Source organism: Streptomyces canus, assembly GCF_030816965.1.
Taxonomy (GTDB): Bacteria; Actinomycetota; Actinomycetes; order Streptomycetales; family Streptomycetaceae; genus Streptomyces; species Streptomyces canus_E.
In genome coordinates this window covers 3,717,130-3,741,330 of the sequence record NZ_JAUSYQ010000002.1, presented here as the reverse complement: position 1 = coordinate 3,741,330, position 24,201 = coordinate 3,717,130, and the positions used below count along the sequence as shown (strand labels likewise).

The window sequence follows — 24,201 nt, the reverse complement described above, 5'->3', positions numbered from 1 at the left end:
ACTGGTTACTTGGCTGCGGACTGGGCGGCCGTGAGCGCGTCCTTCGGTGACTGGGACCCGCTCAGGGCGGACTGGACCGCCTTCCACAACTGCTCGGAGATCTTGGGGTACTTGGTGCCCAGGTCGTCACTGGTGCGTCCCTTGGCCGCCTTGACCGCGTCGACCCACGGCTTCAGCTCGGCGTTCGCGGCCACCTGCTTGTCCTGGACCTCGCTGGTGGGGGCCACGTAGGACAGCGTCGTGTCGGTGTCGAGCAGGTTCTGGCTGTTGGTCAGGCAGGACACCAGCTTCTGCGAGGTGGCGTAGCGGCCGGTGTCGTCCTGCACCGGGAGGGTGACGAACTCACCGCCCGTCGGTGCCGCGGCGCTGCCTCCCGTGGCGGCGGGGACCGGGATGACGCCGTACTCGAAACCGGCCTTGTCGGCGTTGGCGAGCTGCCAGGTGCCGTTCTCCGCGAAGGCGTAGTCGCCGCTCGCGAACTCCTGCCAGCTGGTCGTCTGGGTGTTGTTGATCACCGAGTTCGGGGCGTAGCCCTTGTCCAGCCAGTTCTTCCACAGCGACAGAGCGGAGACCGCCTGGCCGGAGTCGAGTGCGGTCAGCTGGGCGCCCGAGCCCCAGTACCAGGGCAGGAACTGGAAGCTGCCCTCCTCGGTGCCGATCGCGGAGAAGGTGATGCCCTTCTTGCCCGCACCCTTGACCTTCTCCAGCGCCGCGGTCAGCGACTTCCAGTCCTTCACCGAGGCGATGTCCACCCCGGCCTCCTTCAGGACCGCCTTGTTGTAGTAGAGGGCGAGGGTATTGGCGCCGATCGGGGTGCCGTACGTCTTGCCGCCCGACTGGCCAGCCGCGAGGAGGTTGGGATCCACCTTGGAGGTGTCCAGCTTGTTGTCGTCGGTCGTGGTCAGCACGCCCCCCTCGGCCAGGGTCGAGACGACCGGGTTGTCGACGATGAGGACGTCCGCGGAGTTGCCCTGCTGCGCCGCCAGCAGCGCCTTGTTCGTCAGGTCGCTGGTGTCGAAGCCGGTCCGCTTGATCTTCACGCCCGCCTCGGTGCCGCACTTGTCCAGCAGGTTCGTCCAGGCCGAACCCTTGGCGAACTGCGGGTACGGGTCCCAGACGGTGTACGTGCCGCTGTCCGCGGCCTTCGTGGAGGTCCCGCTCGCGCCGGAGGAACACGCGGTGGCGCCGGTGGTGACGGCGACGACGGTCAGGACTGCGGCGGTGAGACGCCGTCTGGCAGATCGGTTCATGGTGTCTTCCTCATGGGTTTTGGCACAGGCGTGCCCTGGGATCGGCACAGGTGTGCCCTGGGAGGGGTGAATGCGGGCCCGCTGGGCTCGCCGAACCCGGGCGGCGAGTTGCTCAGCCGGCCGGTATGGGGTGCGGATGGTGAAGTGGTGGGCGCGGGCGACGGTCAGGGGCGCATGGGGGTGCCGAAGCCAGGAGCGGGGTCGGCCGGCGTGGTGCCGGCAGGTGCGGTGCTCGCTCGCAAGGAGATCGGCGGTGCGAGCAGGTGGTGCCGGGCCGGTGAGTCGGGGTCGTCGAGCCGCTTGACCAACAGGTCGACGGCGAGGCGGCCCATCTGTTCCGCCGGCACGTCCGCGGCGGTGAGCTGCGGGGTCACCGTCTCCGCCCACCGGCCGGCCACCACCCCGGTGACGGAGAAGTCGCGCGGCACATGGCGACCGGCCTGGGCCAGGCCGCGGTAGAGACCGCCGAGCGCGGCCTCGTTCAGGGTGACCAGGGCCGTGGTGGCCGGGTCGTCATGCAGGATCCGCTCCAGACAGGCGAGGCCCGAGGCGGCGTCGTCCCCGCAGCAGTACGTCCGGACGGTGAGCCCGCGTTCTGCCGCGGCCTTGGTGAAGCCGTCCAGACCTCGGTGGGCCGACTCGTAGCCGGCCCTCAGGAGTTGTTCGGGCCGGTTGACGAAGGCGACTCGGCGGTGGCCGAGGTCCGCGAGGTGATGGACGCAGGCCGCCGCCAGCGCCGTGTGATCCAGTCCCACCCACCAGCTGCCCTCCGGGTGGGCGGTTCGGCCGATGGCGACCGAGGGGAAATCCACCGCGGTGAGGTGGTCGAGCCGGTCGTCCTCCAGCCGGATCTCCATCAGGATCGCGCCGTCGACCCGCCGCTCGCCCAGCAGCCGCTGGAACGAGCGGTCGCTGTCCACACCGCTCGGAGAAAGCAGCACGTCGTAGTCGTGGGCCGCGGCGGCCTCGGTGACGCTGCCGATGAAGTCCAACTGCATGCCGGTGTAGTGGTTCCCGGCCGGCGGGAAGACCAGACCGATGGTGTTGGTCCGGCCGTTGGCCAGGGCCCGCGCACTCGCGTTGGGCTGGTAGCCCAGCTCGTCGATGACCCGCTGGATCTTGTCGCGGGTCTCCTCGGACACGGGGCGCTTCCCGCTCAGGGCGTACGACACGGTGCTCCGCGAGACACCGGCCCGCTTGGCGATCTCACCGATGTTCACGGGGGCTCCTTGCCGACATGGGTCGAACCGGTTCGAGGATTCCGGGGTGCGAAATCAGCCAGATGTCGATCGTCGAACCGGTTCGCGTGAAGTGAAGGTAGGAGCAACTCGGGCGGGTGTCAACGCCTCGTGTCGAAATTCTCGTAATGGCCCGGAAACGTTGGTGTGCCGAGATTCATTGTCTGATTTGCCTGGGTGTAACCCAAATATTGGCGGGCTGGATGCCCGAATCTGTCGACGGTGGACACCGTGCCCCTGCCCGGGACGGTCGGCCGCGCGCGGCCGAGGAGATCCGTGTCGGGGGCTATTGCTGGCCGTTTCCTCCTGCCAGCGTGATCGAACCGGTTCGATGAATCGCCGTGGGCGAATGACCGTTTTTGAGGCGCCACTTCTGCGGAGATTTGCGGGGCCCCTCCCCCCTACGCCGTGTGCATCTGCCGCCCGGAGCTCCCCCTTCGGGCGGCAGGCTGCCACCGAGTGACCGTCGCGCTCGTACGTGGCGGCGGCTGCATCGCTGATCCGGCACACCACGGATCGGCCCCGTACGTACGCGACGGGTCGCATCCGATCGGATCCAGCGGCCGGGACGCCACGGGATGCACGGAGACCTCAGTGCGACAACGAAGGGCAACGATGGCAGTCGGTGCCGCGGTGGCAGCCGTCGTCACCGGAGCGAGCGCCGAGATCCCCGGACTGCGCCGAGCTCCGGGGCCGCTGGTTCTCCGAACCCGCCTCCCCGCGCGACGCCTCCCGCACGGTCGACGCCCTTCGGGACCTGCGCGACTGCATGGTCGGGCAACGGCATCAAGGACCGCGACGAACAGACCTCCGGGGCGTCAACCAGACCCGTGAGGGCCGTGCCCCCTCTTTATCTCCCGGGTGAGGAAAGGGAGTTGGGCCGTGTCCACGTCGACGGCATACGCCCGGTGGCGGCCGTTTGCGAACCCGTAGCTACGCCTGCGCACGGGCTTGCTCACCGACCACGCGGCCGAGGTTCGCGAACTGAGCACGACCCTCCTCCCGGCGCTGCGCCGCGCGGAGAAGCGCCACAACCCGCGCATGGTCCTCCCCGCGCCGTGAACGGCGGCGATCGGCCTGCCCTAGAAGAACACCCCGCACCTGAGCAGCACATTCGCATACGGCCGTGCCTCGCCCGTGCGGACGACGAGCCGCGCCCGCGCCGACAGCTCCTTGAGCTTCTCGTGGGAGACCAGGTCCAGCTCGGGGAAGCGGGCGTCCAGCAGGTCAGCAGCCGCCGGATTGGCGCCCCGTACCTCCGCCGCACCGGTGGCCCCCTCCACGACCAGCTCGGCGAGCAGCCCGTCGAGGACCTCCGCGAACGACGGCACCCCGGCCCTGAAGGCCAGGTCGACCACGCGCGGCCCGTCGGGGATCGGCATCCCGGCGTCACACACCAGCACCCCGTCCCCGTGCCCCAACTCGGCGAGTGCGCCGGAGAGATGACGGTTCAGTATTCCGGCCTTCTTCATACGGCCTCGACCTCGTCCGCCGTGGGGAAGGAGTCCTGCGCGCCCTTCCGGGTCACCGCGACCGCCCCGACCCGGGACGCGTACGCGGCCGCCTCCGCCAGTGCGGAACCGGCCCCGAGCCGGAACGCCAGCGCCGCCGTGAAGGCGTCACCGGCACCCGTCGTGTCCACGGCGTCCACCTTCACCGACGCCACCCGGGTCACCCCCGCCGAGGAGGCCACCAGCGACCCCTGTGCGCCCAGCGTGACCACCACCGACCGCGGCCCCTTCGCGAGCAGCAGCCGCGCCCAGTCCTCCGGCGCGTCACTCCCACAGGCGTCCCCGAGGATCACCTTCGCCTCGTGCTCGTTGACGATCAGCGGATCGCAGGCCGCGAGGACCTCGGTCGGCAGCGGCCGCGGCGGCGACGGGTTCAGTACGAACCGGCTGCCCGGCGCCAGATTCCGTACGACCTCCACGACCGTCTCCAGCGGGATCTCCAGCTGGGTCGACACCACCCGCGAGGCGTGGAAGAGGCTGGCCGCGCTCCGTACGTCCCCCGGCGTGAGGCGTCCGTTGGCGCCCGGCGACACCACGATGCTGTTGTCCCCCGACGGGTCGACGGTGATCAGCGCGACCCCCGTCGGCGCCCCGCCCACCAGGACGCCCACCGTGTCGACCCCGGCCGCCCGCTGCGAGTCCAGCAGCAGACGCCCGTGACCGTCGTCGCCGACGCGGGCCAGCAACGCCGTACGGGCGCCCAACCGGGCGGCCGCGACCGCCTGGTTGGCGCCCTTGCCCCCTGGATGCACGGCCAGGTCCGAGCCGAGCACCGTCTCGCCGGCCCCCGGCCGCCGCTCCACGCCGATCACCAGGTCGGCGTTGGCCGACCCTACGACCAGAAGGTCGTAGTCGTACATGAATGACTCCCCTAGTCAGTGACGCGGGGCGGGCAGTCGAAGCGACCGCCCGCCCGTGCGCCGACGTCAGCCCGTGAAACCGGCCACGTTCTCCTTCGTGACCACCTTCACCGGCACCTTGATGGTCTCCTCGACCTTCTTGCCCTCCAGGGCCTTGAGCGCGTTGTCCACCGCGATCTTGCCCAGCTGGGAAGGCTGTTGTGCCACAGATGCGTACAGCGTGCCGTCCTTCACCGCGTTCAGGCCGTCCGGCGTGCCGTCGAAGCCGACCACCGAGACCGACGTACCGGCCTTGGAGCCCAGCGCCTTGATCGCGCCGAGCGCCATCTCGTCGTTGGCGGCGATGACACCCTGGACGTCCGGGTGGGCCTGGAGCAGGTTCGACATCACGTCGAGACCCTTGGTGCGGTCGAAGTCGGCGGGCTGCTGCGCGACGACCTGGATGCCCGGGTAGGCCTTCAGACCCTGCGTGAAACCCTGCGCTCGCTCACGCGCCGCCGACGTACCGGCCTGGCCCTGGAGGATCACGATCTTGCCCTTGCCGCCGAGCTTCTCGCCGATGGTCTTGGCGGCGAGCTCACCGCCGGCGACGTTGTCGGAGGCGACCAGCGCGTCCACCGACGCCTTGTTGACGCCCCGGTCCACCGCGATGACCGGGATCTTCGCCTTGTCGGCGGCCTTCACCGAGTTGCTCGCCGCGTCCGAGTCCACCGGGTTGACGATGATCGCGCCGAGGCTCGAACTGGTGAAGTTCTGCAGCTGGTTGGCCTGCTGGGAGGCGTCGTTCTGGGCGTCCGTGACGGTCAGGTCCACGCCGAGCTTCTCCGCCTCGGCCTGGGCACCCGACCGGATCTGCACGAAGAACGGGTTGTTGAGGGTCGAGAGCGACAGACCCACCTTCGGGTTCGCCGTCGAGGACGAGCCGTTGTGCAGGAAGGAGGTCGCGCCGACGATCGCCACGGTGACCACGGCCGCGAGACCGTATGTCACCGCCTGGCGCCGCTTGCCGCCCTGCGAGGCACCGGCCACCGGGGTCGCCCCGGCCTTGCGGCGCAGGGTGTCGAGCAGCACGGCCAGCGCGATGACGACACCGATGACGACCTGCTGCCAGAACGCGGACACGTTCAGCAGGTTGAGGCCGTTGCGCAGTACCGCGAGGATCAGCGCGCCGATCAGCGTCCCGGACGCCTTGCCGGTGCCGCCCGCGAGCGAGGCGCCGCCGATGACGACCGCGGCGATCGCGTCCAGCTCGTAGCCGTCGGCGGCCTGCGGCTGCGCGGAGGACAGCCGGGCGGCGAGCACGACCCCCGCGACGGCGGCGAACACACCGGACAGCGCGTAGATGGCGAGCTTCTGCTTCTTCACCCGGAGGCCGGAGAGACGGGCCGCCTCCTCGTTGCCGCCGATCGCGTACATCGAGCGGCCGATGTACGTCCGTCCGAGCACGAAGGCCGCGAGGAGCCCCATGACGACCATGACGAGCACGGGCACCGGCAGCCAGCCGCCCAGCGTGTCACCGAGGTGCGACACCGAGTCGGGGAAGGCGATCGGGGAGCCCTCGGAGATCACCAGCGACAGACCGCGGGCCACCGAGAGCATCGCCAGGGTCGCGATGAACGGGGGGAGTTTGCCGTACGCGATCAGGAAGCCGTTGACGAGACCGGCCGCGATGCCGGTCACGACGGCCAGCAGGACCGCTATGAGGACCGGCACCCCGTGTGATGTCGCGCTCCACGCCAGGACGGTGGCCGACAGGGCAGCCACCGAGCCCACCGACAGGTCGATGCCCGCCGAGACGATCACGAAGGTCACACCGAAGGCGAGGATGGCGGTCACGGCCGCCTGGACGCCGACGTTGAGCAGGTTGTCGGTGGTGAGGAAGTCGCCCGACAGCGCCGACATGGCGATGACGAGGACGATCAGCGCGCTCAGCGCGCCGTTGTCGAGGAGCAGCCGGCGCAGGCCGCCGGTGGCGCTTTCAGCGCTCGATGTGCTCTTGAGCGTGTCAGTGGCCACGAGCGGCCTCCTTGTCGGTCGTGGGGTTGCTGACGGCGAGTGCCATCACGGAGTCCTGCGTGGCCTCGTCGGCGGCGAGTTCGCCGGCGATCCGGCCCTGGGCCATCACCAGCACCCGGTCGCTCATGCCGAGCACCTCGGGCAGATCGCTGGAGATCATGAGGACGGCGGCACCGGCCGCGGTGAGTTCGTTGATGAGCTGGTAGATCTCGACCTTGGCGCCGACGTCGATCCCGCGCGTGGGCTCGTCGAGGATCAGCACCTTGGTGTCGGCGAGCAGCCACTTGCCGATGACGACCTTCTGCTGGTTGCCGCCGGAGAGCGTCCGGACGTGCTGGTGCAGGCCCGCCATCCGCACCCCGAGCTGCTCGGCGATCCGCGCGGCGGCCTTCCGCTGCCCCTTGAGGTCGACGAGCCCCGCGCGTGTGGCGGCCCGCATGGTCACCAGCCCCAGGTTCTCCTCGACCGACTGATCGAGCACCAGACCCTGACCCTTGCGGTCCTCGGGGATCAGACCGATCCCGGCCGCCATGGCGGCGCCCACGTCGTGTCCCTTGAGGGGCGCCCCGGAGACCTGCACGGCCCCCTTGTCGTACGGGTCCGCGCCGAACACGGCCCGCACCACCTCGGTACGGCCCGCTCCGACCAGCCCGGCGATGCCGACGACCTCTCCGGCGTGCACCTCGAAGCCGATGTCGTGGAAGACGCCGTCGCGGGTGAGCCCCTCGACCTTCAGAAGGGCCGCTCCGGTGTCGCCGCGCTCGCGCGGGTACTGCTGCTCGATCGACCGCCCCACCATCAGGCGTACGAGCTCGTCCTCGGGCGTGCGGGCCGGTACCTGCCCGACGGACTTGCCGTCACGGATCACGGTGACCCGGTCGCCCAGGGCGGCGATCTCCTCCAGGTGATGGGTGATGAAGACGATCCCGACCCCGTCCTCGCGCAGCTTGCGCACGATCGCGAAGAGCTTGTCGACCTCCTCGGAGGTGAGCACGGCCGTCGGCTCGTCCATGATCAGCACGCGCGCGTTCAGGCTCAGCGCCTTGGCGATCTCGACCATCTGGAGCCGTGCGATGCCGAGTTCACGCACACGCGCGCGTGGCGACACGTTGACTCCGACGCGCTTCAGCAGCACCTCGGCGTCGGCCTCCATCGTCTTCCGGTCGATCATCCCGAAGCGGCGCGGCTGCCGGCCCAGGAAGATGTTCTCAGCGACCGTGAGATCGGGGACGAGGTTGAACTCCTGGTAGATGGTGGCGATCCCCAGCCGCTCGGCGTCCTGCGCCCCGCGGATGTGCACCTCCCGGCCGTCCACCAGCACGCGGCCCTCGTCGGGGTGGTAGGCGCCCGACAGCATCTTGATCAGCGTGCTCTTGCCGGCGCCGTTCTCGCCGAGCAGTACGTGCACCTCGCCCCGGCGCAGGTCGAAGTCGACGCCGTCGAGCGCGACCACGCCGGGGAAGGACTTCCGTATGCCCTCGATGCGCAGCAACTCGTCCTCGTTGCTCACGACTCGCTCCTGTTCGTTACGGGGTTCAGTGCGACGTTCCGGGGGGAGGGCTCGCCGCAGGAGCGGCGAACGACGAGACGGGCGGGGAGGGTGACCGACTCGGGGGGCCGCCCCTCGATGCGGTCGACGAGCGCGCGCACCGCTGCCCGCCCCAGCTCGCCCGTGGGCTGGGCGATCGCGGTGATCGGCGGATCGGTGTGCACGAACCACGGAATGTCGTCGAACGCGGCCAGGGCGAGGTCCTGCGGTACGCGCAGCCCACGCGCGCGTACGGCGTCCAGCGCGCCGAGCGCCATCAGGTTGTCGGCCGCGAAGACGACCTCGGGTGGCTCGGGCAGGTCGAGGAAGCCCTCGGTGACCCGCCGCCCGCTCTCGGCCTGGAAGTCGCCCTGCCCTATGTATGCGTCGGGCAGATCGAGGCCGTACGCCTGGAGGGCGTCCCGGAAGGCCGCGACCCGCTCCTGGCCGGTGGTGGTCGCCGCCGGGCCCGCGATGATGGCGAGCCTGCGGTGCCCCAGCCCGTGCAGATGGGCCACGAGATCGCGTACGGCGGCCCGCCCGTCGGACCTGACGACCGGCACGGCCACGCCCGGCATCCACCGGTCCACGAAGACCATCGGCGTCCCCGCCCGCACGGCGTCCAGCATCAGGGGGGATCCGCCGTCGGTGGGGGAGACCAGGAGTCCGTCGATCCGCCGGTCGAGCAGGTTCCGTACGTGATGGTCCTGGAGGTCGGGCCGCTCGTCGGCGTTGCCGATGATCACGCTGTACCCCAGCGCCCGGGCCTCCTCCTCGACGGAGCGGGCCAGCTCGGTGAAGTAGGGGTTCATGACGTCGCTGATGACCAGGCCGAGGGTGTGGGTCTGGTCGGTGCGCAGGGAGCGGGCGACGGCGTTGGGGCGGTAGCCCAGCGTTTCCACGGCGGCCAGCACACGCGTACGTGCGTCCGCGCTGACCGACGGATGGTCGTTCAGGACCCGCGACACCGTGGCGACGGAGACCCCGGCCTCGGCAGCGACATCCTTGATGCTCGCCATCGCCGCTCCACCTCCTTGTGGATCGTTCGTGGAATCGATTACATCGCTGTATGCAGAGGATTGGAATCGATTACACGACGGTTTGGCAAGACCCCGAGACAGGATCGTGATGTCGCGGGCCGCGTAAGAGCGGACCAGGCTGGAGGGAGCAGGAGTCGTTTCCCCAAGGCCATGGCGGGCCGGAGCGGAGGAGTCATGACAGCGGCCACTCACGACGACGTACCCGTCGTCCTCGCAGGCGACGGAGTGGAGGTGCGCACCGGGCCCATCGGCGGCGGCATGTCCGTCGGTTATCTCCGGCTGCCGGAGGGCACGGACATGGGCCCCGCCCTCAAGGGCCTCGACGGCGACGCCTGCCAGTGCCCGCACTGGGGCTACCTGTTGAAGGGCCGGCTGAAGATGCTCACGCCCACGGGCGAGGAGGAGTACTCAGCGGGACAGGCGTACTACTGGGGACCCGGCCATGTCCCCGTCGCCCTGGAGGACTGCGAGTTCGTCGAGTTCTCCCCGACCGAGGACCTCCGGAAGGTGATCGACCACATAACGTTGCAGGCGACATAGCCGGTCCCGGTGTGCGGGGGGCGTTGGGATCCTGGCGGCCCCGACCGCGACGGGTCGGATGCCTGGGCAGGGGTTGGTGCTGCTCCACCAGGGAGTGCGTGCAAGGCCGCATGAGCTCGATCGTGTGATCGTCCGCTTACGGGCTTACGGGCTTACGGGCTTACGGGCTTACGGCGCCCTGGTCTGGTTGGGCTAGCGTGGTCGTGCGGCCTGGGACACCGGGTTCGGCGTCAGCGTGCGGGGCCCCTGCTCCACCAGAGGATGGTTCAGGACCTCCCCGTCGCCTCTGGCCGTACCGACCTGACAGGTCGCGCAGGGCGGCGTCCAACAGCGGCCTCCGGCCGCGGGGGCCTCCCGGGCTCGGACCGCGCACCGGATGCGTGTCGCCGCCCCGGGGTCGAGTACGCCGGGGACCAGCTCGCCCAAGACCGTTCGGGGCGCGCGGCTGAACGGGCTCACTCCCGCTCAGTCCACAGGAACGGTGCATTCGCCAGCGGCGCTGTCATGTGCTGCCGTCCGTGTCGCCCGCCGCGGAGTGGCTGAGGGCGCGGCCTCCTCCGCCTTGCGCCCCACGCTCCGCGCGCCCGAACGGCCCGGTGGAAGACCATCCCCACGCTCCCGCTCGGCACGCTCACGACGTGCCCGTGCCTCGCGGCCGACCTGATCCGCGGGGCGGCACCTCCGCGGCCACGGCGAACCGCACGGCGCTGCCTGGAGACCAGGGTGATACCCAGGGGCCTGCGTGAAGCCGCCTGCCTGAGCCGGGTGATCGGGGCGCTGTCGGTGCCGGGCGGTACCGTCGGATCATGTCCAATCAGGCGGGGGCCTCCACGGGTGAACGACGACTGGCCGTCCTCGAAGGCGTGCTGGAACGCATCACGTACGCCAACGAGGACAACGGCTATACGGTCGCCCGCGTCGACACCGGCAGAGGCGGCGGTGACCTCCTCACCGTCGTCGGCGCGCTGCTCGGCGCGCAGGTGGGGGAGTCCCTGCGGATGGAGGGTCGCTGGGGCTCCCACCCTCAATTCGGGAAACAGTTCTCAGTCGAAAACTACACGACCGTCCTCCCCGCCACCGTCCAGGGCATCCGCCGCTATCTGGGCTCCGGCCTCGTCAAGGGCATCGGCCCCGTCTTCGCCGACCGCATCACCCAGCACTTCGGCATGGACACCCTGAAGATCATCGAAGAGGAGCCGAAGCGGCTCATCGAGGTCCCCGGGCTCGGCCCCAAGCGCACCAAGAAGATCGCCGACGCCTGGGAGGAGCAGAAGGCGATCAAGGAGGTCATGCTCTTCCTCCAGAGCGTCGAGGTGTCCACCTCCGTCGCCGTGCGCATCTACAAGAAGTACGGCGACGCCTCGATCTCGGTCGTGAAGAACCAGCCCTACCGGCTCGCCGCCGACGTCTGGGGCATCGGCTTCCTCACCGCCGACAAGATCGCCCAGTCCGTCGGCATCCCCCACGACAGCCCGGAGCGCGTCAAGGCGGGCCTGCAGTACGCCCTTTCGCAGTCCGCCGACCAGGGGCACTGCTACCTCCCCGAGGAACAGCTGATCGCCGACGCGGTGAAACTCCTCCAGGTCGACACCGGCCTGGTCATCGAGTGTCTCGCCGAACTCGCCCTGCCCGACGAGGACTCGGGCGAGCCGGGTGTCGTACGGGAGAAGGTGCCCGGCGCGGAGCCCGGATCCGAGCCCGTCACCGCCATCTACCTCGTCCCTTTCCACCGCGCCGAACTCTCCCTCTCCGCCCAGCTGTTGCGGCTCCTGCGTACCGACCACGACCGCATGCCGGCCTTCCACGACGTGGCCTGGGACAAGGCGCTGGGCTGGCTGAAGTCCCGTACCGGAGTGGAGCTCGCGCCCGAGCAGGAGGCCGCCGTCAGACTCGCGCTGACCAAGAAGGTCGCCGTCCTCACCGGCGGTCCGGGCTGCGGCAAGTCCTTCACCGTCCGCTCGATCGTGGAGCTGGCCCGCGCCAAGAAGGCCAAGGTCGTCCTCGCGGCCCCGACCGGCCGGGCCGCCAAGCGCCTCGCCGAACTCACGGGTGCCGACGCCTCCACCGTCCACCGCCTGCTGGAGCTGAAGCCCGGCGGCGACGCGGCCTACGACAAGGACCGTCCGCTCGACGCCGACCTGGTGGTGGTCGACGAGGCCTCCATGCTGGACCTGCTGCTCGCCAACAAGCTGGTGAAGGCCGTGCCTCCGGGCGCGCACCTGCTGTTCGTCGGGGACGTCGACCAACTGCCCAGCGTCGGCGCGGGGGAGGTCCTGCGGGATCTGCTCGCCGACGGCGGCCCCGTCCCCGCGGTGCGCCTCACGCGCGTGTTCCGGCAGGCCCAGCAGTCCGGTGTGGTGACCAACGCCCACCGGATCAACGCCGGGCAGCACCCCGTCACCGACGGCATGAAGGACTTCTTCCTCTTCGTCGAGGACGACACGGAGGAGGTCGGCCGACTCACGGTGGATGTGGCGGCCCGTCGGATTCCGGCCAAGTTCGGCCTCGACCCGCGCCGGGACGTTCAGGTGCTCGCCCCCATGCACCGAGGCCCCGCGGGCGCCGGCACTCTCAACGGTCTGCTCCAGCAGGCCATCACCCCGGCCCGTCCCGACCTGGCGGAGAAGCGGTTCGGCGGCAGGGTCTTCCGGGTCGGCGACAAGGTCACCCAGATCCGCAACAACTACGAGAAGGGCGCCAACGGTGTCTTCAACGGCACCGTGGGCGTGGTCACCTCGCTCGATCCGGTCGACCAGCGCCTCACCGTACTGACGGACGAGGACGAAGAGGTGCCGTACGAGTTCGACGAACTGGACGAACTGGCCCACGCGTACGCGGTGACCATCCATCGTTCACAGGGCAGCGAGTATCCCGCCGTGGTGATCCCTGTCACCACCAGCGCCTGGATGATGCTTCAGCGGAACCTGCTGTACACGGCGGTCACGCGGGCGAAGAAGCTGGTCGTCCTCGTCGGTTCGCGCAAGGCGATCGGTCAGGCGGTGCGCACGGTTTCGGCGGGGCGGCGCTGCACGGCGCTCGACTTCCGGCTCTCGGGCCTGTGACGAGCGCCCATGGTGAGGCGACGCAAAAAATGATCGATCAAATGAGTCACGTGGGTCACAGAGCCCTTCCGGAAGCGGTTGCGGACGGGCAGGATGAGCAAGTTGGCGGCACTCAGTGCCGCCGATACGCCCAACGGCCGACCCCGAGTGCACTCTCCTGCGCCAAATGGGGGATGGTAGAGACAGTCAGGGCAACCTCGAAGAAGAGGCACAACGTCGGTGAGGGATGACGTGAGCGACAACTCTGTAGTAGTGCGGTACGGCGATGGCGAGTACACCTACCCGGTGATCGACAGCACCGTCGGCGACAAGGGCTTCGACATCGGAAAGCTCCGCGCCCAGACCGGTCTGGTCACCCTGGACAGCGGCTACGGCAACACCGCCGCCTATAAATCCGCCATCACCTACCTCGACGGCGAGGCCGGCATCCTCCGGTACCGCGGCTATCCGATCGAGCAGCTGGCCGAGCGCTCCACCTTCCTGGAGGTCGCCTACCTCCTGATCAACGGTGAGCTTCCGTCCGTCGACGAGCTCTCGGTGTTCAAGAACGACATCACGCAGCACACCCTGCTGCACGAGGATGTCAAGAACTTCTACCGTGGCTTCCCGCGTGACGCCCACCCGATGGCCATGCTGTCCTCGGTCGTCTCCGCGCTGTCCACGTTCTACCAGGACAGCCACAACCCCTTCGACGAGAAGCAGCGCAACCTCTCGACGATCCGCCTGCTCGCCAAGCTTCCGACGATCGCGGCGTACGCGTACAAGAAGTCGATCGGTCACCCGTTCGTCTACCCGCGCAACGATCTCGGTTACGTCGAGAACTTCCTGCGCATGACCTTCTCGGTCCCGGCGCAGGAGTACGAGCCCGACCCGGTCGTGGTCTCCGCCCTCGACAAGCTGCTCATCCTGCACGCCGATCACGAGCAGAACTGCTCGACCTCCACGGTCCGCCTCGTCGGCTCGTCCCAGGCGAACATGTTCGCGTCGATCTCCGCCGGCATCAACGCCCTGTGGGGCCCGCTGCACGGCGGTGCCAACCAGTCCGTCCTGGAGATGCTCGAGGGCATCCAGGCCAGCGGCGGCGATGTCGACTCCTTCATCCGCAAGGTGAAGAACAAGGAGGACGGCGTCCGTCTGATGGGCTTCGGCCACCGGGTCTACAAGAACTTCGACCCGCGCGCGAAGATCATCAAGGCGGCTGCGCACGACGTCCTCTCGGCGCTCGGCAAGTCCGACGAGCTGCTGGACATCGCGCTCAAGCTGGAGGAGCACGCGCTCTCGGACGACTACTTCGTCTCGCGCAGCCTCTACCCGAACGTCGACTTCTACACCGGCCTGATCTACCGCGCCATGGGCTTCCCGACCGAGATGTTCACGGTCCTGTTCGCCCTCGGCCGCCTTCCGGGCTGGATCGCCCAGTGGCACGAGATGATCAAGGAGCCCGGCTCCCGCATCGGCCGCCCGCGCCAGATCTACACGGGCGTGGTCGAGCGCGACTTCGTCCCGGTGGAAGAGCGCTGACACCTGCCGGTGAGGTTGTTGAGGGGGCGTCGCTTCGGCGGCGCCCTTTCGGCGTCCGCGGTGCCCACACCCTCGTAGCCGATGAAAAGCGGAAGGCGCCCTGGCGACGGTCCCCCCACGGGCCGGCGTCCAGGGCGCCTTCCCATGTCCCGGTGCGGATTCCCCCCACGGGATCCGGCCGGGCGTCTGAGAGACCAGCGCCTGAAATCGCTGTCTTTCCGGTACTGCTGGTACTGCTGTTGAGCAGAACGAGCAAAACTCCTCGTACTACTCCTGTGTGCGGTCTGCCGGGACAACGCACGGTCGGGAGGGCCGCTCAAAGCTTCCCTAAGTACGTGCCCCGGCAACGCAGCTCCGAGGAAGTCCCCCAAGACATCCTCAGATGCCAGTCAACGCCCCCCAAGACGCTGCCTGACATCGCCAACTTAGACCGTTGAACCCCTTCGATGGTTACGTTCACATCACTGTGATCTGCGTCTCTTGCAAATGTCCGTTAGATACGCAAGAGCCCGGATATAGCGAACGAGACCCAAGCGTAAGGACGATGCGCGAGTCTTGTGAAGAGCTTATGTGAGCGTGGCCCCGGACTCCAGAGGGGTCGGTCAAAGGAATCCTCAACGGAAGGCACGCAGTCGCAGGCTGTTGGTCACCACGAACACCGAGGAGAACGCCATCGCCGCCCCGGCGATCATCGGGTTCAGCAGCCCGGCGGCGGCCAGCGGCAGCGCCGCCACGTTGTACCCGAAGGCCCACACCAGATTGCCCTTGATCGTGGAGAGCGTGCGCCGCGAGAGCCGGATCGCGTCCGCGGCCACCCGCAGATCCCCGCGCACCAGCGTCAGATCCCCCGCCTCGATCGCCGCGTCGGTCCCGGTCCCCATGGCGAGCCCCAGATCGGCGGCGGCGAGCGCGGCCGCGTCGTTGACGCCATCACCGACCATCGCGACGACACGTCCCTCGCCCTGAAGCCGCCGTACGGCAGCGACCTTGTCCTCGGGCAGCACCTCGGCGATCACCTCGTCGATACCGACCGCCCGGGCCACCGCCTCGGCCACCACCCGGTTGTCCCCGGTCAGCAGCACCGGCGTGAGCCCCAGCGCCCGCAGTGACCCCACCGCCTCCGCGCTGGTCTCCTTGACCGCGTCCGCGACGGCCAGGACACCGCGCGCCACGCCGTCCCACCCGACGACGACAGCCGTACGACCGTCCCGCTCGGCCTCTTCCTTCGCACGGGCCAGTTCGGCGGGCAGCACGTCGATCAGCCGCCCCACGACCACCTCGTGGCCCTCCACGCGCCCGCGTACGCCCTTCCCGGGGACGTTCTCGAACCCTTCGGCCTCGGGCAGCGGTCCGACCCGCTCCTCGGCGCCCACGGCGATCGCCCGGGCGACCGGGTGCTCGGAGGCGTGCTCCAGGGCGCCCGCGAGCCGCAGCACCTGCTGCTCGTCGGCGTCCTGGACGACGTGGACCTCCTGGAGGGCCATCCGGCCGGTGGTCACCGTGCCGGTCTTGTCCAGGACGACGGTGTCCACGCGCCGCGTCGACTCCAGGACCTCGGGCCCCTTGATGAGGATGCCGAGCTGGGCGCCGCGACCGGTGCCGACCATGAGCGCGGTCGGTGTGGCCAGGCCCAGCGCACACGGGCAGGCGATGATCAGCACGGCGACGGCCGCCGTGAACGCGGCGACGGTGTCCCCGGTGGCGCCGAGCCACCCCCCGAAGGTGCCGACCGCGATGAGGATGACGGCCGGTACGAACACCGCGGACACCCGGTCGGCCAGCCGCTGCACCTCCGCCTTGCCGTTCTGCGCGTCCTCCACCAGCTTCGCCATCCGCGCGAGCCGCGTGTCGGCCCCGACCCGCGTGGCGGCCACGACGATCCGCCCACCGGCGTTGACGGTCGCGCCGGTGACGAGGTCCCCGACGCCGACGTCCACCGGTACCGACTCACCCGTCAGCATGGACGCGTCCACGGCGGAGGCACCTTCGACGACGGTGCCGTCGGTCGCGATCTTCTCGCCGGGCCGTACGACGAACCGGTCCCCGACGCCCAGCCGCTCCGCCGGAATCCGCACCTCCCGCCCGTCCCGCAGCACGGAGACGTCCTTGGCCCCGAGCTCCATCAGGGCCCTGAGAGCCGCCCCCGCGCGGCGCTTGGCACGAGCCTCCAGATACCGGCCGAGCAGGATGAAGGCGGTGACTCCGGCGGCCACCTCGAGATAGATCGTCGAGGCGCCGTCCATGCCGCCGGCGGTGAGCTCGAACCGCTCCCGCATGCCCGGCATGCCGGCGTCACCGAAGAACAGGGCCCACAACGACCAGCCGAACGCGGCGAGTGTCCCGACCGAGACGAGGGTGTCCATGGTGGCCGCGGTGTGTCTGATGTTCGTCCAGGCGGCCCGGTGGAAGGGCCACGCACCCCAGACGACGACGGGCGAGGCGAGGGCCAGCGCGATCCACTGCCAGTTGTCGAACTGGAGGGCCGGGATCATGGAGAGCGCGACCACAGGGACGGCGAGCGCGACGGAGACGAGGAGCCGCTGCCGGAGGGCGGTGAGCTCGGGGTCGTCTCGAGACGGCTCCTCCGCGGGTGGGGCGGGCTCCTCGGCCGTGTACCCGGTCTTCACCACGGTCGCGACGAGGTCGGCGACTTCCACCCCCGCGGGGTAGCTGACCCGGGCCTTCTCGGTCGCGTAGTTGACCGTGGCGGTGACGCCGTCCATCCGGTTGAGCTTCTTCTCGACCCGGGCGGCGCACGAGGCACAGGTCATCCCGCCGATGAGCAGCTCGACTTCGGAGGTCGTCGCCAGGGGCGCGGGTTCGGTGATGCTGGACATGTACGGCAACTCCCTCAGGGGTGCGGGGGCTGCGTCCATGTGCGGCGCCGCACCCCCTGTCGCGACGTTCTCAGGCCCGTCCGACAAGCTCGAACCCGGCCTCGTCCACAGCGGCGCGTACCGCCTCCTCGTCCAGCGGTACCGAGGAGACGACCGTCACCTCCCCGCTGGAGGCGACCGCCTTCACCGAGCTGACCCCGTCGATCTCGGAGATCTCCCCGGAGACGGCGCCCTCGCAGTGCCCGCAGCTCATCCCGCTCACCTTGTAGACGACGGTGACGGAGCCGGCGGTGTCGGTCTGAGTGGTCATGTCGTTCTCCTGATGACTCATGAGAGGTGTGCACGGTCTACGGTGGCTACCATATACCCCCAGGGGGTATTTCTCCAAGGGAGACCCGAGGGGCGGGTACCCCACACAGGGGTGCTGGTGCTGGGCTGCCTACGGAGTCGTCGTGTGGCCGGTTCTGCCGAGCCGGTCGCCGACCAACGGGTCGAGATAGCGGGTCAGTGCGGTCTTCAGCTCCCGGATGTACGCGTCGCGCTCGGCGCCCTCGTGGGCGAGGACCAGCTCCAGGCCCGCCATGTAGATGCCCAGCACCATCTGCGCGGTGCGCTTGATGTCGGCGACGGGCGCTTCGGGGAGGATCGAGGAGAGCAGCCCTTCGACCCGGCCCACGAGGGTCACGTGCAGCGCGTCGTGCTCCTCGGTGAGCCGGCCGGGGATGTCGGGGCCGTGCATCAGCGCGAAGAACACCGGGTGTTGGCAGTTGAAGGCGATGAACCGGTCCACGGCGGCGCCGACCGCCTCCTCGAGCGGGGTCGCCGGGTCGACCGGGGCGAGCGCCTCGCCGTACGCCGTCTGCATCTCGTGCACGAGCCGGCCGCCCAGCTCGATCGCGATCGCTTCCTTGTTCGGGAAGAACTGGTAGAGCGTGCCGGGCGAGACGCCGGCCTCGCGGGCGATGGCGTTGGTGCTGGCCGCGGTGTAGCCCGTGGTCGTGAAGACGGTGGCCGCCGCGGCCAGGAGCTGGGTGATCCGGCGTTCGCCGCGCGCCTGGCGGCGGCGCGGCTGCTCCTTCTCCTCGTTGTCGGGCACGCGTTATCCCCAGCTCTCCGTACACGGTTGACAAACGCGAGCGGTCGCTCGCATTCTGGAAACGCGAGCGATCTCTCGTGTTTTGCATTCTACGGTTTTCACGGTGAAGGGGACACCGCACCATGACCGAAGTCAACAGCCCACCTCGTGTCGGCCGATGGACCCGCCTCGTCACCGCTCGCCCCAGGTTGTCGCTGCTCGCGGCCCTGGTGCTCACCCTCCTCGCCGTACTGGCCGGCAGCGGTGTCGCCGACCGCCTGGGCGCGGGCGGCTGGGAGGACCCGGACGCGGAGTCGACGTACGCCACCAAGGCGTTGGAGCGGGAGTTCCCGGACTCCCAGCCCAACCTCCTGCTGCTCGTCGACGCGGGCGACGCCTCGGTGGACGACCCGGCGGTGGCCGCGGAGGCCGAACGCCTCACCGCCCGCCTGGCCGCCGAGAAGGACATCACGGGGGTCGGTTCCTACTGGTCCGCCACCTCACCGGCCCTGCGCGCCGAGGACGGCCATGAGGCGCTGATCGCCGCCCGCATCACCGGCGACGAGAAACAGATGGGAGAGACGCTCGATCGCGTCGCCCCTTCCCTCCGGGGGACGCACGGCCCGGTGAAGGTCGAGATCGGCGGCATCGTCGCGGTGCGGCACGAGATGCAGACGATCATCCAGGAGGACCTCACCCGGGCCGAGATGATCGCCCTGCCGATCACGCTCCTGCTGCTGGTGATGGTCTTCGGCAGCGCGATCGCGGCCCTGCTCCCGCTCGGCATCGGCATCGTGGCGATCCTCGGGACGAACGCCGTGCTGCGCGGCCTGACCGAGTTCACCGACGTCTCCGTCTTCGCGATGAACCTCACCACGGCCCTCGGACTGGGCCTGGCCATCGACTACGCGCTGTTCATCGTCCGCCGCTTCCGCGAGGAACTGGCCACCGGAGCCGACCCGTTGACGGCCGTCGGGACCACCCTGCGCACGGCGGGCCGCACCGTCCTCTTCTCCGCCCTCACGGTCGCGGTGTCCCTGGCGGCGATGCTGCTCTTCCCGCAGTACTTCCTACGGTCCTTCGCCTACGCCGGGATGGCCGTCGTCCTGCTGGCCGCGGCAGCCGCCCTGACCCTCCTCCCGGCCGCCCTGATCCTGCTGGGCCACCGGGTCAACTCCCTGGATCTGCGCCGGCTGTTCAGGCGCGGAGCACCGAAGAAGAGCGACACGCAGGACGGCGGCACGGCCTGGGCGCGCACGGCGACCCTCGTCATGCGCCGCGCCCCCTTCTTCGCCCTGGGCACCACAGCCGTCCTGGTCCTGCTCGGGCTGCCCTTCCTGGGGGTGAAGTTCGGCACCGCGGACGACCGCCAACTGCCCGCCTCCGCCGAGTCCCATGTCGTGCAGCAGCACCTCAGGGACGGCTTCCCCGGCAGCCCCGGCGGCGGCCTGGAAGTCCTGGCCGAGGGCAGGGCGACCCCGGCGCAGTACGCCTCCTACAAGGAGCGGATCGCGGCTCTCCCCGAGGTCCTGCGGGTCGACGGCCCGTTGGTGAAGGGAGACTCGGCGTACTTCACGGTCCAGCCCAGGGGTGAGGCCGTGGACGACGGGGCACAGCGCCTGGTCGGTGAACTGCGCTCCACGAAGGCCCCCTTCGACACCAAGGTCACCGGCACGGCGGCCGTTCTGGTCGACTCCAAGCACGCGATAGTCGACCGCCTGCCATGGGCGGCGGTCTTCATCACGATCGTCACCCTGCTGCTGGTGTTCTTGCTGACGGGCAGCGTCCTGATCCCGATCCAGGCGGTCCTCCTCAACGCCCTCAGCCTGACGGCGATGTTCGGCGCGGTGGTCTGGGTCTTCCAGGACGGACATCTCTCCGGCCTCCTCGGCTTCACCAGCCCGGGCTCCATCGAGACAACGCTCCCGGTCCTGATGTTCTGCGTCGCCTTCGGCCTCTCCATGGACTACGGCGTCTTCCTCCTTTCCCGCATCAAGGAGGAGTACGACAGGACGGGCGACCACGAGGAGGCGGCCCGCCACGGCCTGCAACGCACGGGAGGTCTGATCACAGCGGCCGCGGTCATCCTCGCCGTGGTGATGGTGGCGATAGGCACGTCGAGGGTGACCAACACGAAGATGCTGGGCCTCGGCATCGCGCTGGCGGTGCTGATGGACGCGATGATCGTCCGCAGTCTGCTGGTACCGGCGGTGATGAGGCTGACGGGGCGGGCAACCTGGTGGGCACCGGCTCCTTTGCGGCGCTTCCACACACGGTTCGGGCTGAGCGAAGGGGAAGCCGAACGCCCCAGTGGCGCGGGGGATCGACATGCGGCACCGCCGCGGGGCGCGACCAGCCACGATGTACCGGCAGAGGAAAACGGCGAGGGGATGGCAGATGCGAGCGGTGATCTTCGAACGATACGGCGAACGTCTGGAGGTACTTGACGTCCCCGACCCCCACCCGTCGGACCACGGCGTAATCGTCCGAGTGGAAGCCACAGGCCTCTGCAGAAGCGACTGGCACGGCTGGCAAGGGCACGACCCGGACATCACCCTCCCTCACGTACCGGGCCATGAACTCGCCGGCGTAGTGGAAGCGGTCGGCCCTCGCGTGAGCGCCTGGCACCCCGGCGACCGGGTGACCGTCCCCTTCGTGTGCGCCTGCGGCACCTGCGCGTCCTGCGCCACCGGGGACCACCAGATCTGCGAGCGCCAGACGCAGCCCGGCTTCACCCACTGGGGCTCCTTCGCCCAGTACGTGGCGCTGGACCACGCGGAGGTGAACCTCGTCGCCGTGCCGCAGGACATGTCCTTCACCACGGCCGCGTCCCTGGGCTGCCGTTTCGCCACGGCGTTCAGGGCGGTCGTGCAGCAGGGCGGGGTCACCGCGGGGGAGTGGGTCGCGGTGCACGGCTGCGGCGGTGTGGGCCTGTCCGCGGTGATGATCGCGGCGGCTTCGGGAGCCCGGGTGGTGGCCGTGGACGTGTCTCCCCAGGCCCTGGCCCTGGCAAGGGAGTTCGGCGCGGTGGAGTGCGTGGACGCGACCGGCACGAAGGACACCGCTGCGGCGATCCGTGACCTGACCGGCGGCGGGGTCCATGTGTCCCTGGACGCCCTCGGCTCACCCGCCACCTGCGCGGCCTCCGTGAACTCCCTGCGCCGCCGCGGCCGGCACATCCAGGTCGGCCTGCTGCCTTCGCCGGACGGCACGACCCCGGTCCCCATGGCCCGCGCGATCGCCCTGGAACTCGAACTCCTCGGCAGTCACGGCATGGCCGCCCACACCTACCCGCCGATGCTGGAACTGGTCCGGGCGGGCGTCCTGCGACCGGATCTGCTGGTCACGTCCACGATCACCCTGGACGCGGTCCCGGACGCCCTGGCGGCGATGGGCACGGCACCCGGAGCGGGGGTGACGGTCATCGAGCCGTGGAGCTGAGGGCGGCCCACTCGCGGTCGAGGATGCCCATGATCACCCAGTCCACCCACTCGCCGTCCCGCAGATCGGCCTCCCGCCGCACACCTTCGACCACGAATCCGGCCTTCTCGTAGACCCGCAGGGCACGGGCGTTGTAGCCGTAGGCCTCCAACTCGATCCGGTGCAGGCCGAGTTGCTCGAAGCCGTAGCCGACGACCAGGCGGGTGGCCTCGGTGCCGAGGCCCCGGCCGCGTCCCCGGGGGCCGATGAGGGTGCGGAAGGTGCAGCTGCGGGCGTGGCTGTCCCACTCGTACAGGACGACCTCGCCGACGAGTTCGCCGGTGGCGCGGTCGGTGACGGCGAGGTCGAGGCGGTCGGGCTGCTCGGAGCGGGTGCCGTACCAGGACCGCAGCCGCTCCAGGGTGATTTCGCCGGAGGGAGTGCCGGTGAAGCGGACGACCTCGGGGTCCTCGATGATCTCCGCCATGACCTCGGCATCCGCCTCCGTGAACGGCCGCAGCACCGTCCTGTCGCCGGTCAGCACGGGCTTGACGGAGAAGTCGCTCATGGGCCGACTGTGCCAGACGCCGGCTCCTCCTGCTCCGGGATTTTCGGCGGGCGGGCACAGGACGGCTGCGGCGTCGCAGGTGCCACCGGTGGGTCGTCGGTACCGGAGGTGAGACCGTCGGTGCCCGCGGCGGGGTCACCGGGCGAGCCGGCCCTCAGTCCTTACTCCGTCCCCGGTTGCCCGGCCGGGACGCGACCCACGCGCGCACGGTGTCCGCGTACCAGAAGGGCTTGCCGCCCTCGACGTGATCGGGTGGCGGCAGCAGCCCGTGCTTGCGGTACGACCGCACGGTGTCCGGCTGCACCCGGATGTGCGCTGCGATCTCCTTGTACGACCAGAGCCTTCGGTCGGTCATGTGGTGCACCTCCCCGCGCGCACCGCGGCGGCGGCCGGGAAAGGTCGTCGGGGGTACCGGGCGCTGCGCTGGCGATCACAAAATCCTGCGCCCGGTGAACGACTCACGGTGACTTTCCGTCAGTGCCTGTATGCCTCGTGTGACGCGCAGCTCGCGTACATGGGACATGTGTGACACGGAGGGGGCGTTTGTGACAGAGGTGACGCAATGACGTACGCGGGCGCGAGGGCGTGGCGCGTTGACAAAGGGGCCAACTCCCCCTGTCGGCAGCAGGGCGGGCCGGACCCGCTGCGCCGGGCCCGACCCACCGGCTCCCCCCGGCCATCCCCCGATCAACCGGCTGGACGCGCACAGCGTGCAGTCAGGTGGTCCCGTCGGTCTTGGAGAAATCCGCACTTCGCCGGGAAGCATCGGCTGCAGCAGGCGTACCTGATGCACCGGTTGTCCCGGACGCAAGGATCAGGCTCGTCGCCTCCCCGTCCATCCGGTCCCCGGGCGGGGCGACGGCGAAGGGCAGCCGCCGGGCCGTCGTGAACTCCCGGGGCGTGCACCCGGTCATCGCCTTGAACTCGCCGCTCAGATGCGCCTGGTCGTAAAACCCACAGGCCACCGCGGTCTCCGCCTGTCCGCGCCCCGCGGCGAGCAGCCGCCGAGCCCGCTGCAACCGCAGGACTCTCGCCGCCGCCTTGGGCCCCAGCCCGATCTGCTCCCGGAACCGGTTCTCCAGATGCCGCACACTCCAGCCCACCTCCTCGGCGAGCCGCCGCACCGGCATGCCACCGCACGTCCGCACGAGTTCCGACCAGGCCCGCACCACCCGGGCCGAACAGGGCGTACCGGCGTCCCACCACCGCGCGAACACGTCGTCCAGCAACCGGAAGCGCTCCTCCCAGGAGGGCAATACGGCCAGCGCGGCGGCGAGTTCACCGACCCGCCGGTCCAGGGCGTGCGGAAGCGCGTCGGGATCGACGACCCGATCGGCGATCTCGTACTGCGGGGTCCCGAACAGCGTGAACGCGGCCCAGGGCGTGAGCATCACCTCGATGCCGGACAGCCGGCCGCCGTGTTCACCGACGGCGGGTGTGGTGGTGGGCCCGCAGAAGACAGAGACGAGTGTCTCCGGAGCCCGCCCCGCGCGCGTGATGCGCACGGGCTGCTCGAATCCCAACAGCAGCGTGGCGGCCCCGACGGGCGTTTCGAGGCGCCGCCGCGGCCGGTCCATCGCCAGCCGAACCCCGCGATAGCTCAACACCCCGGGCCGCAGCCGAGGATGAGGCGCCCCGAGGGCGAACTCCCAGAACCCACCGGACCCACGCCCGGTACGGACCGACACCATCGCCCCAGCTTCACAGTCGACGGGCCACGGCAACACCCTCTGGG

18 protein-coding genes are annotated in these 24,201 nt (G+C 69.9%); 5 read left to right on the top strand and 13 right to left on the bottom strand.

Going from position 1 to position 24,201, the window contains the following annotated elements; genetic code table 11:
* Positions 1–5: 5 nt before the first annotated feature.
* From QF027_RS17975 to QF027_RS17945, 7 genes are all read right to left on the bottom strand, one after another.
* Complete coding sequence (locus tag QF027_RS17975; RefSeq protein ID WP_306981018.1) at positions 6–1,250, bottom strand: sugar ABC transporter substrate-binding protein; 1,245 nt, start codon at positions 1,248–1,250, stop codon at positions 6–8.
* Positions 1,251–1,414: 164 nt separating this feature from the next.
* Positions 1,415–2,470 (bottom strand): LacI family DNA-binding transcriptional regulator, encoded by a 1,056-nt coding sequence (locus QF027_RS17970; RefSeq protein ID WP_306981019.1) that lies wholly within the window; start codon positions 2,468–2,470, stop codon positions 1,415–1,417.
* Positions 2,471–3,570: 1,100 nt separating this feature from the next.
* Positions 3,571–3,960 carry a D-ribose pyranase gene (gene rbsD, locus QF027_RS17965; RefSeq protein ID WP_306981021.1) on the bottom strand — a complete coding sequence of 130 codons (390 nt, stop codon included), beginning with the start codon at positions 3,958–3,960 and terminating at the stop codon, positions 3,571–3,573.
* Positions 3,957–4,859, bottom strand: a complete 903-nt coding sequence (locus tag QF027_RS17960) for a ribokinase (RefSeq protein WP_306981023.1) — start codon at positions 4,857–4,859, stop codon at positions 3,957–3,959. Before QF027_RS17960 ends, rbsD begins: the two co-directional genes overlap by 4 nt.
* Positions 4,860–4,925: 66 nt before the next feature.
* On the bottom strand, positions 4,926–6,875 hold the full coding sequence (locus QF027_RS17955) for an ABC transporter permease/substrate-binding protein (RefSeq protein ID WP_307075602.1): 1,950 nt from the start codon (positions 6,873–6,875) through the stop codon (positions 4,926–4,928).
* Positions 6,865–8,385: a sugar ABC transporter ATP-binding protein gene (locus tag QF027_RS17950; protein ID WP_306981027.1), complete on the bottom strand. Its 1,521-nt coding sequence runs from the start codon at positions 8,383–8,385 to the stop codon at positions 6,865–6,867. Before QF027_RS17950 ends, QF027_RS17955 begins: the two co-directional genes overlap by 11 nt.
* The gene (locus QF027_RS17945) at positions 8,382–9,422 is read right to left on the bottom strand and encodes a LacI family DNA-binding transcriptional regulator (RefSeq protein ID WP_306981028.1); all 1,041 of its coding nucleotides are present in this window, start codon (positions 9,420–9,422) and stop codon (positions 8,382–8,384) included. Before QF027_RS17945 ends, QF027_RS17950 begins: the two co-directional genes overlap by 4 nt.
* 195 nt (positions 9,423–9,617) lie before the next feature.
* On the opposite strand from QF027_RS17945, the gene QF027_RS17940 reads away from it, so the two are divergent.
* The 3 genes from QF027_RS17940 (at position 9,618) to QF027_RS17930 (ending at position 14,566) form a co-directional block, all read left to right on the top strand.
* The gene (locus tag QF027_RS17940) at positions 9,618–9,983 is read left to right on the top strand and encodes a hypothetical protein (protein ID WP_306981030.1); all 366 of its coding nucleotides are present in this window, start codon (positions 9,618–9,620) and stop codon (positions 9,981–9,983) included.
* 806 nt (positions 9,984–10,789) lie between these two features.
* A complete protein-coding gene (gene recD2, locus QF027_RS17935; RefSeq protein WP_307075599.1) occupies positions 10,790–13,045 on the top strand; it encodes an SF1B family DNA helicase RecD2 in 2,256 nt (751 codons plus the stop codon).
* Between the two features lie 231 nt (positions 13,046–13,276).
* Positions 13,277–14,566 (top strand): citrate synthase, encoded by a 1,290-nt coding sequence (locus tag QF027_RS17930; RefSeq protein WP_057609626.1) that lies wholly within the window; start codon positions 13,277–13,279, stop codon positions 14,564–14,566.
* A gap of 614 nt (positions 14,567–15,180) precedes the next feature.
* Here the strand turns inward: QF027_RS17930 and QF027_RS17925 are convergent.
* From QF027_RS17925 to QF027_RS17915, 3 genes are all read right to left on the bottom strand, one after another.
* Complete coding sequence (locus QF027_RS17925) at positions 15,181–17,403, bottom strand: heavy metal translocating P-type ATPase (protein WP_307075597.1); 2,223 nt, start codon at positions 17,401–17,403, stop codon at positions 15,181–15,183.
* Between the two features lie 70 nt (positions 17,404–17,473).
* Complete coding sequence (locus QF027_RS17920; RefSeq protein ID WP_306981040.1) at positions 17,474–17,713, bottom strand: heavy-metal-associated domain-containing protein; 240 nt, start codon at positions 17,711–17,713, stop codon at positions 17,474–17,476.
* Positions 17,714–17,842: 129 nt separating this feature from the next.
* On the bottom strand, positions 17,843–18,499 hold the full coding sequence (locus tag QF027_RS17915; protein ID WP_307075595.1) for a TetR/AcrR family transcriptional regulator: 657 nt from the start codon (positions 18,497–18,499) through the stop codon (positions 17,843–17,845).
* 122 nt (positions 18,500–18,621) lie between these two features.
* Here QF027_RS17915 and QF027_RS17910 point away from each other — a divergent pair, with 122 nt between their 5' ends.
* Both QF027_RS17910 and QF027_RS17905 read left to right on the top strand, forming a co-directional pair.
* Complete coding sequence (locus QF027_RS17910) at positions 18,622–20,925, top strand: MMPL family transporter (protein WP_307075593.1); 2,304 nt, start codon at positions 18,622–18,624, stop codon at positions 20,923–20,925.
* Complete coding sequence (locus QF027_RS17905) at positions 20,876–21,919, top strand: zinc-dependent alcohol dehydrogenase family protein (protein WP_307075591.1); 1,044 nt, start codon at positions 20,876–20,878, stop codon at positions 21,917–21,919. The genes QF027_RS17910 and QF027_RS17905 overlap by 50 nt, the downstream gene beginning before the upstream one ends.
* On the opposite strand, the gene QF027_RS17900 is transcribed toward QF027_RS17905, so the two are convergent.
* The 3 genes from QF027_RS17900 to QF027_RS17890 all read right to left on the bottom strand — a co-directional run bounded on the left by QF027_RS17900 (position 21,900) and on the right by QF027_RS17890 (position 24,157).
* Positions 21,900–22,466 (bottom strand): GNAT family N-acetyltransferase, encoded by a 567-nt coding sequence (locus tag QF027_RS17900; RefSeq protein ID WP_306981048.1) that lies wholly within the window; start codon positions 22,464–22,466, stop codon positions 21,900–21,902. The genes QF027_RS17905 and QF027_RS17900 overlap by 20 nt on opposite strands.
* 154 nt (positions 22,467–22,620) lie before the next feature.
* Positions 22,621–22,821, bottom strand: coding sequence for a helix-turn-helix transcriptional regulator (locus QF027_RS17895; RefSeq protein ID WP_057609619.1), 201 nt, complete (start codon positions 22,819–22,821; stop codon positions 22,621–22,623).
* A gap of 361 nt (positions 22,822–23,182) precedes the next feature.
* Complete coding sequence (locus QF027_RS17890) at positions 23,183–24,157, bottom strand: helix-turn-helix domain-containing protein (protein WP_373432416.1); 975 nt, start codon at positions 24,155–24,157, stop codon at positions 23,183–23,185.
* Positions 24,158–24,201: the final 44 nt, after the last annotated feature.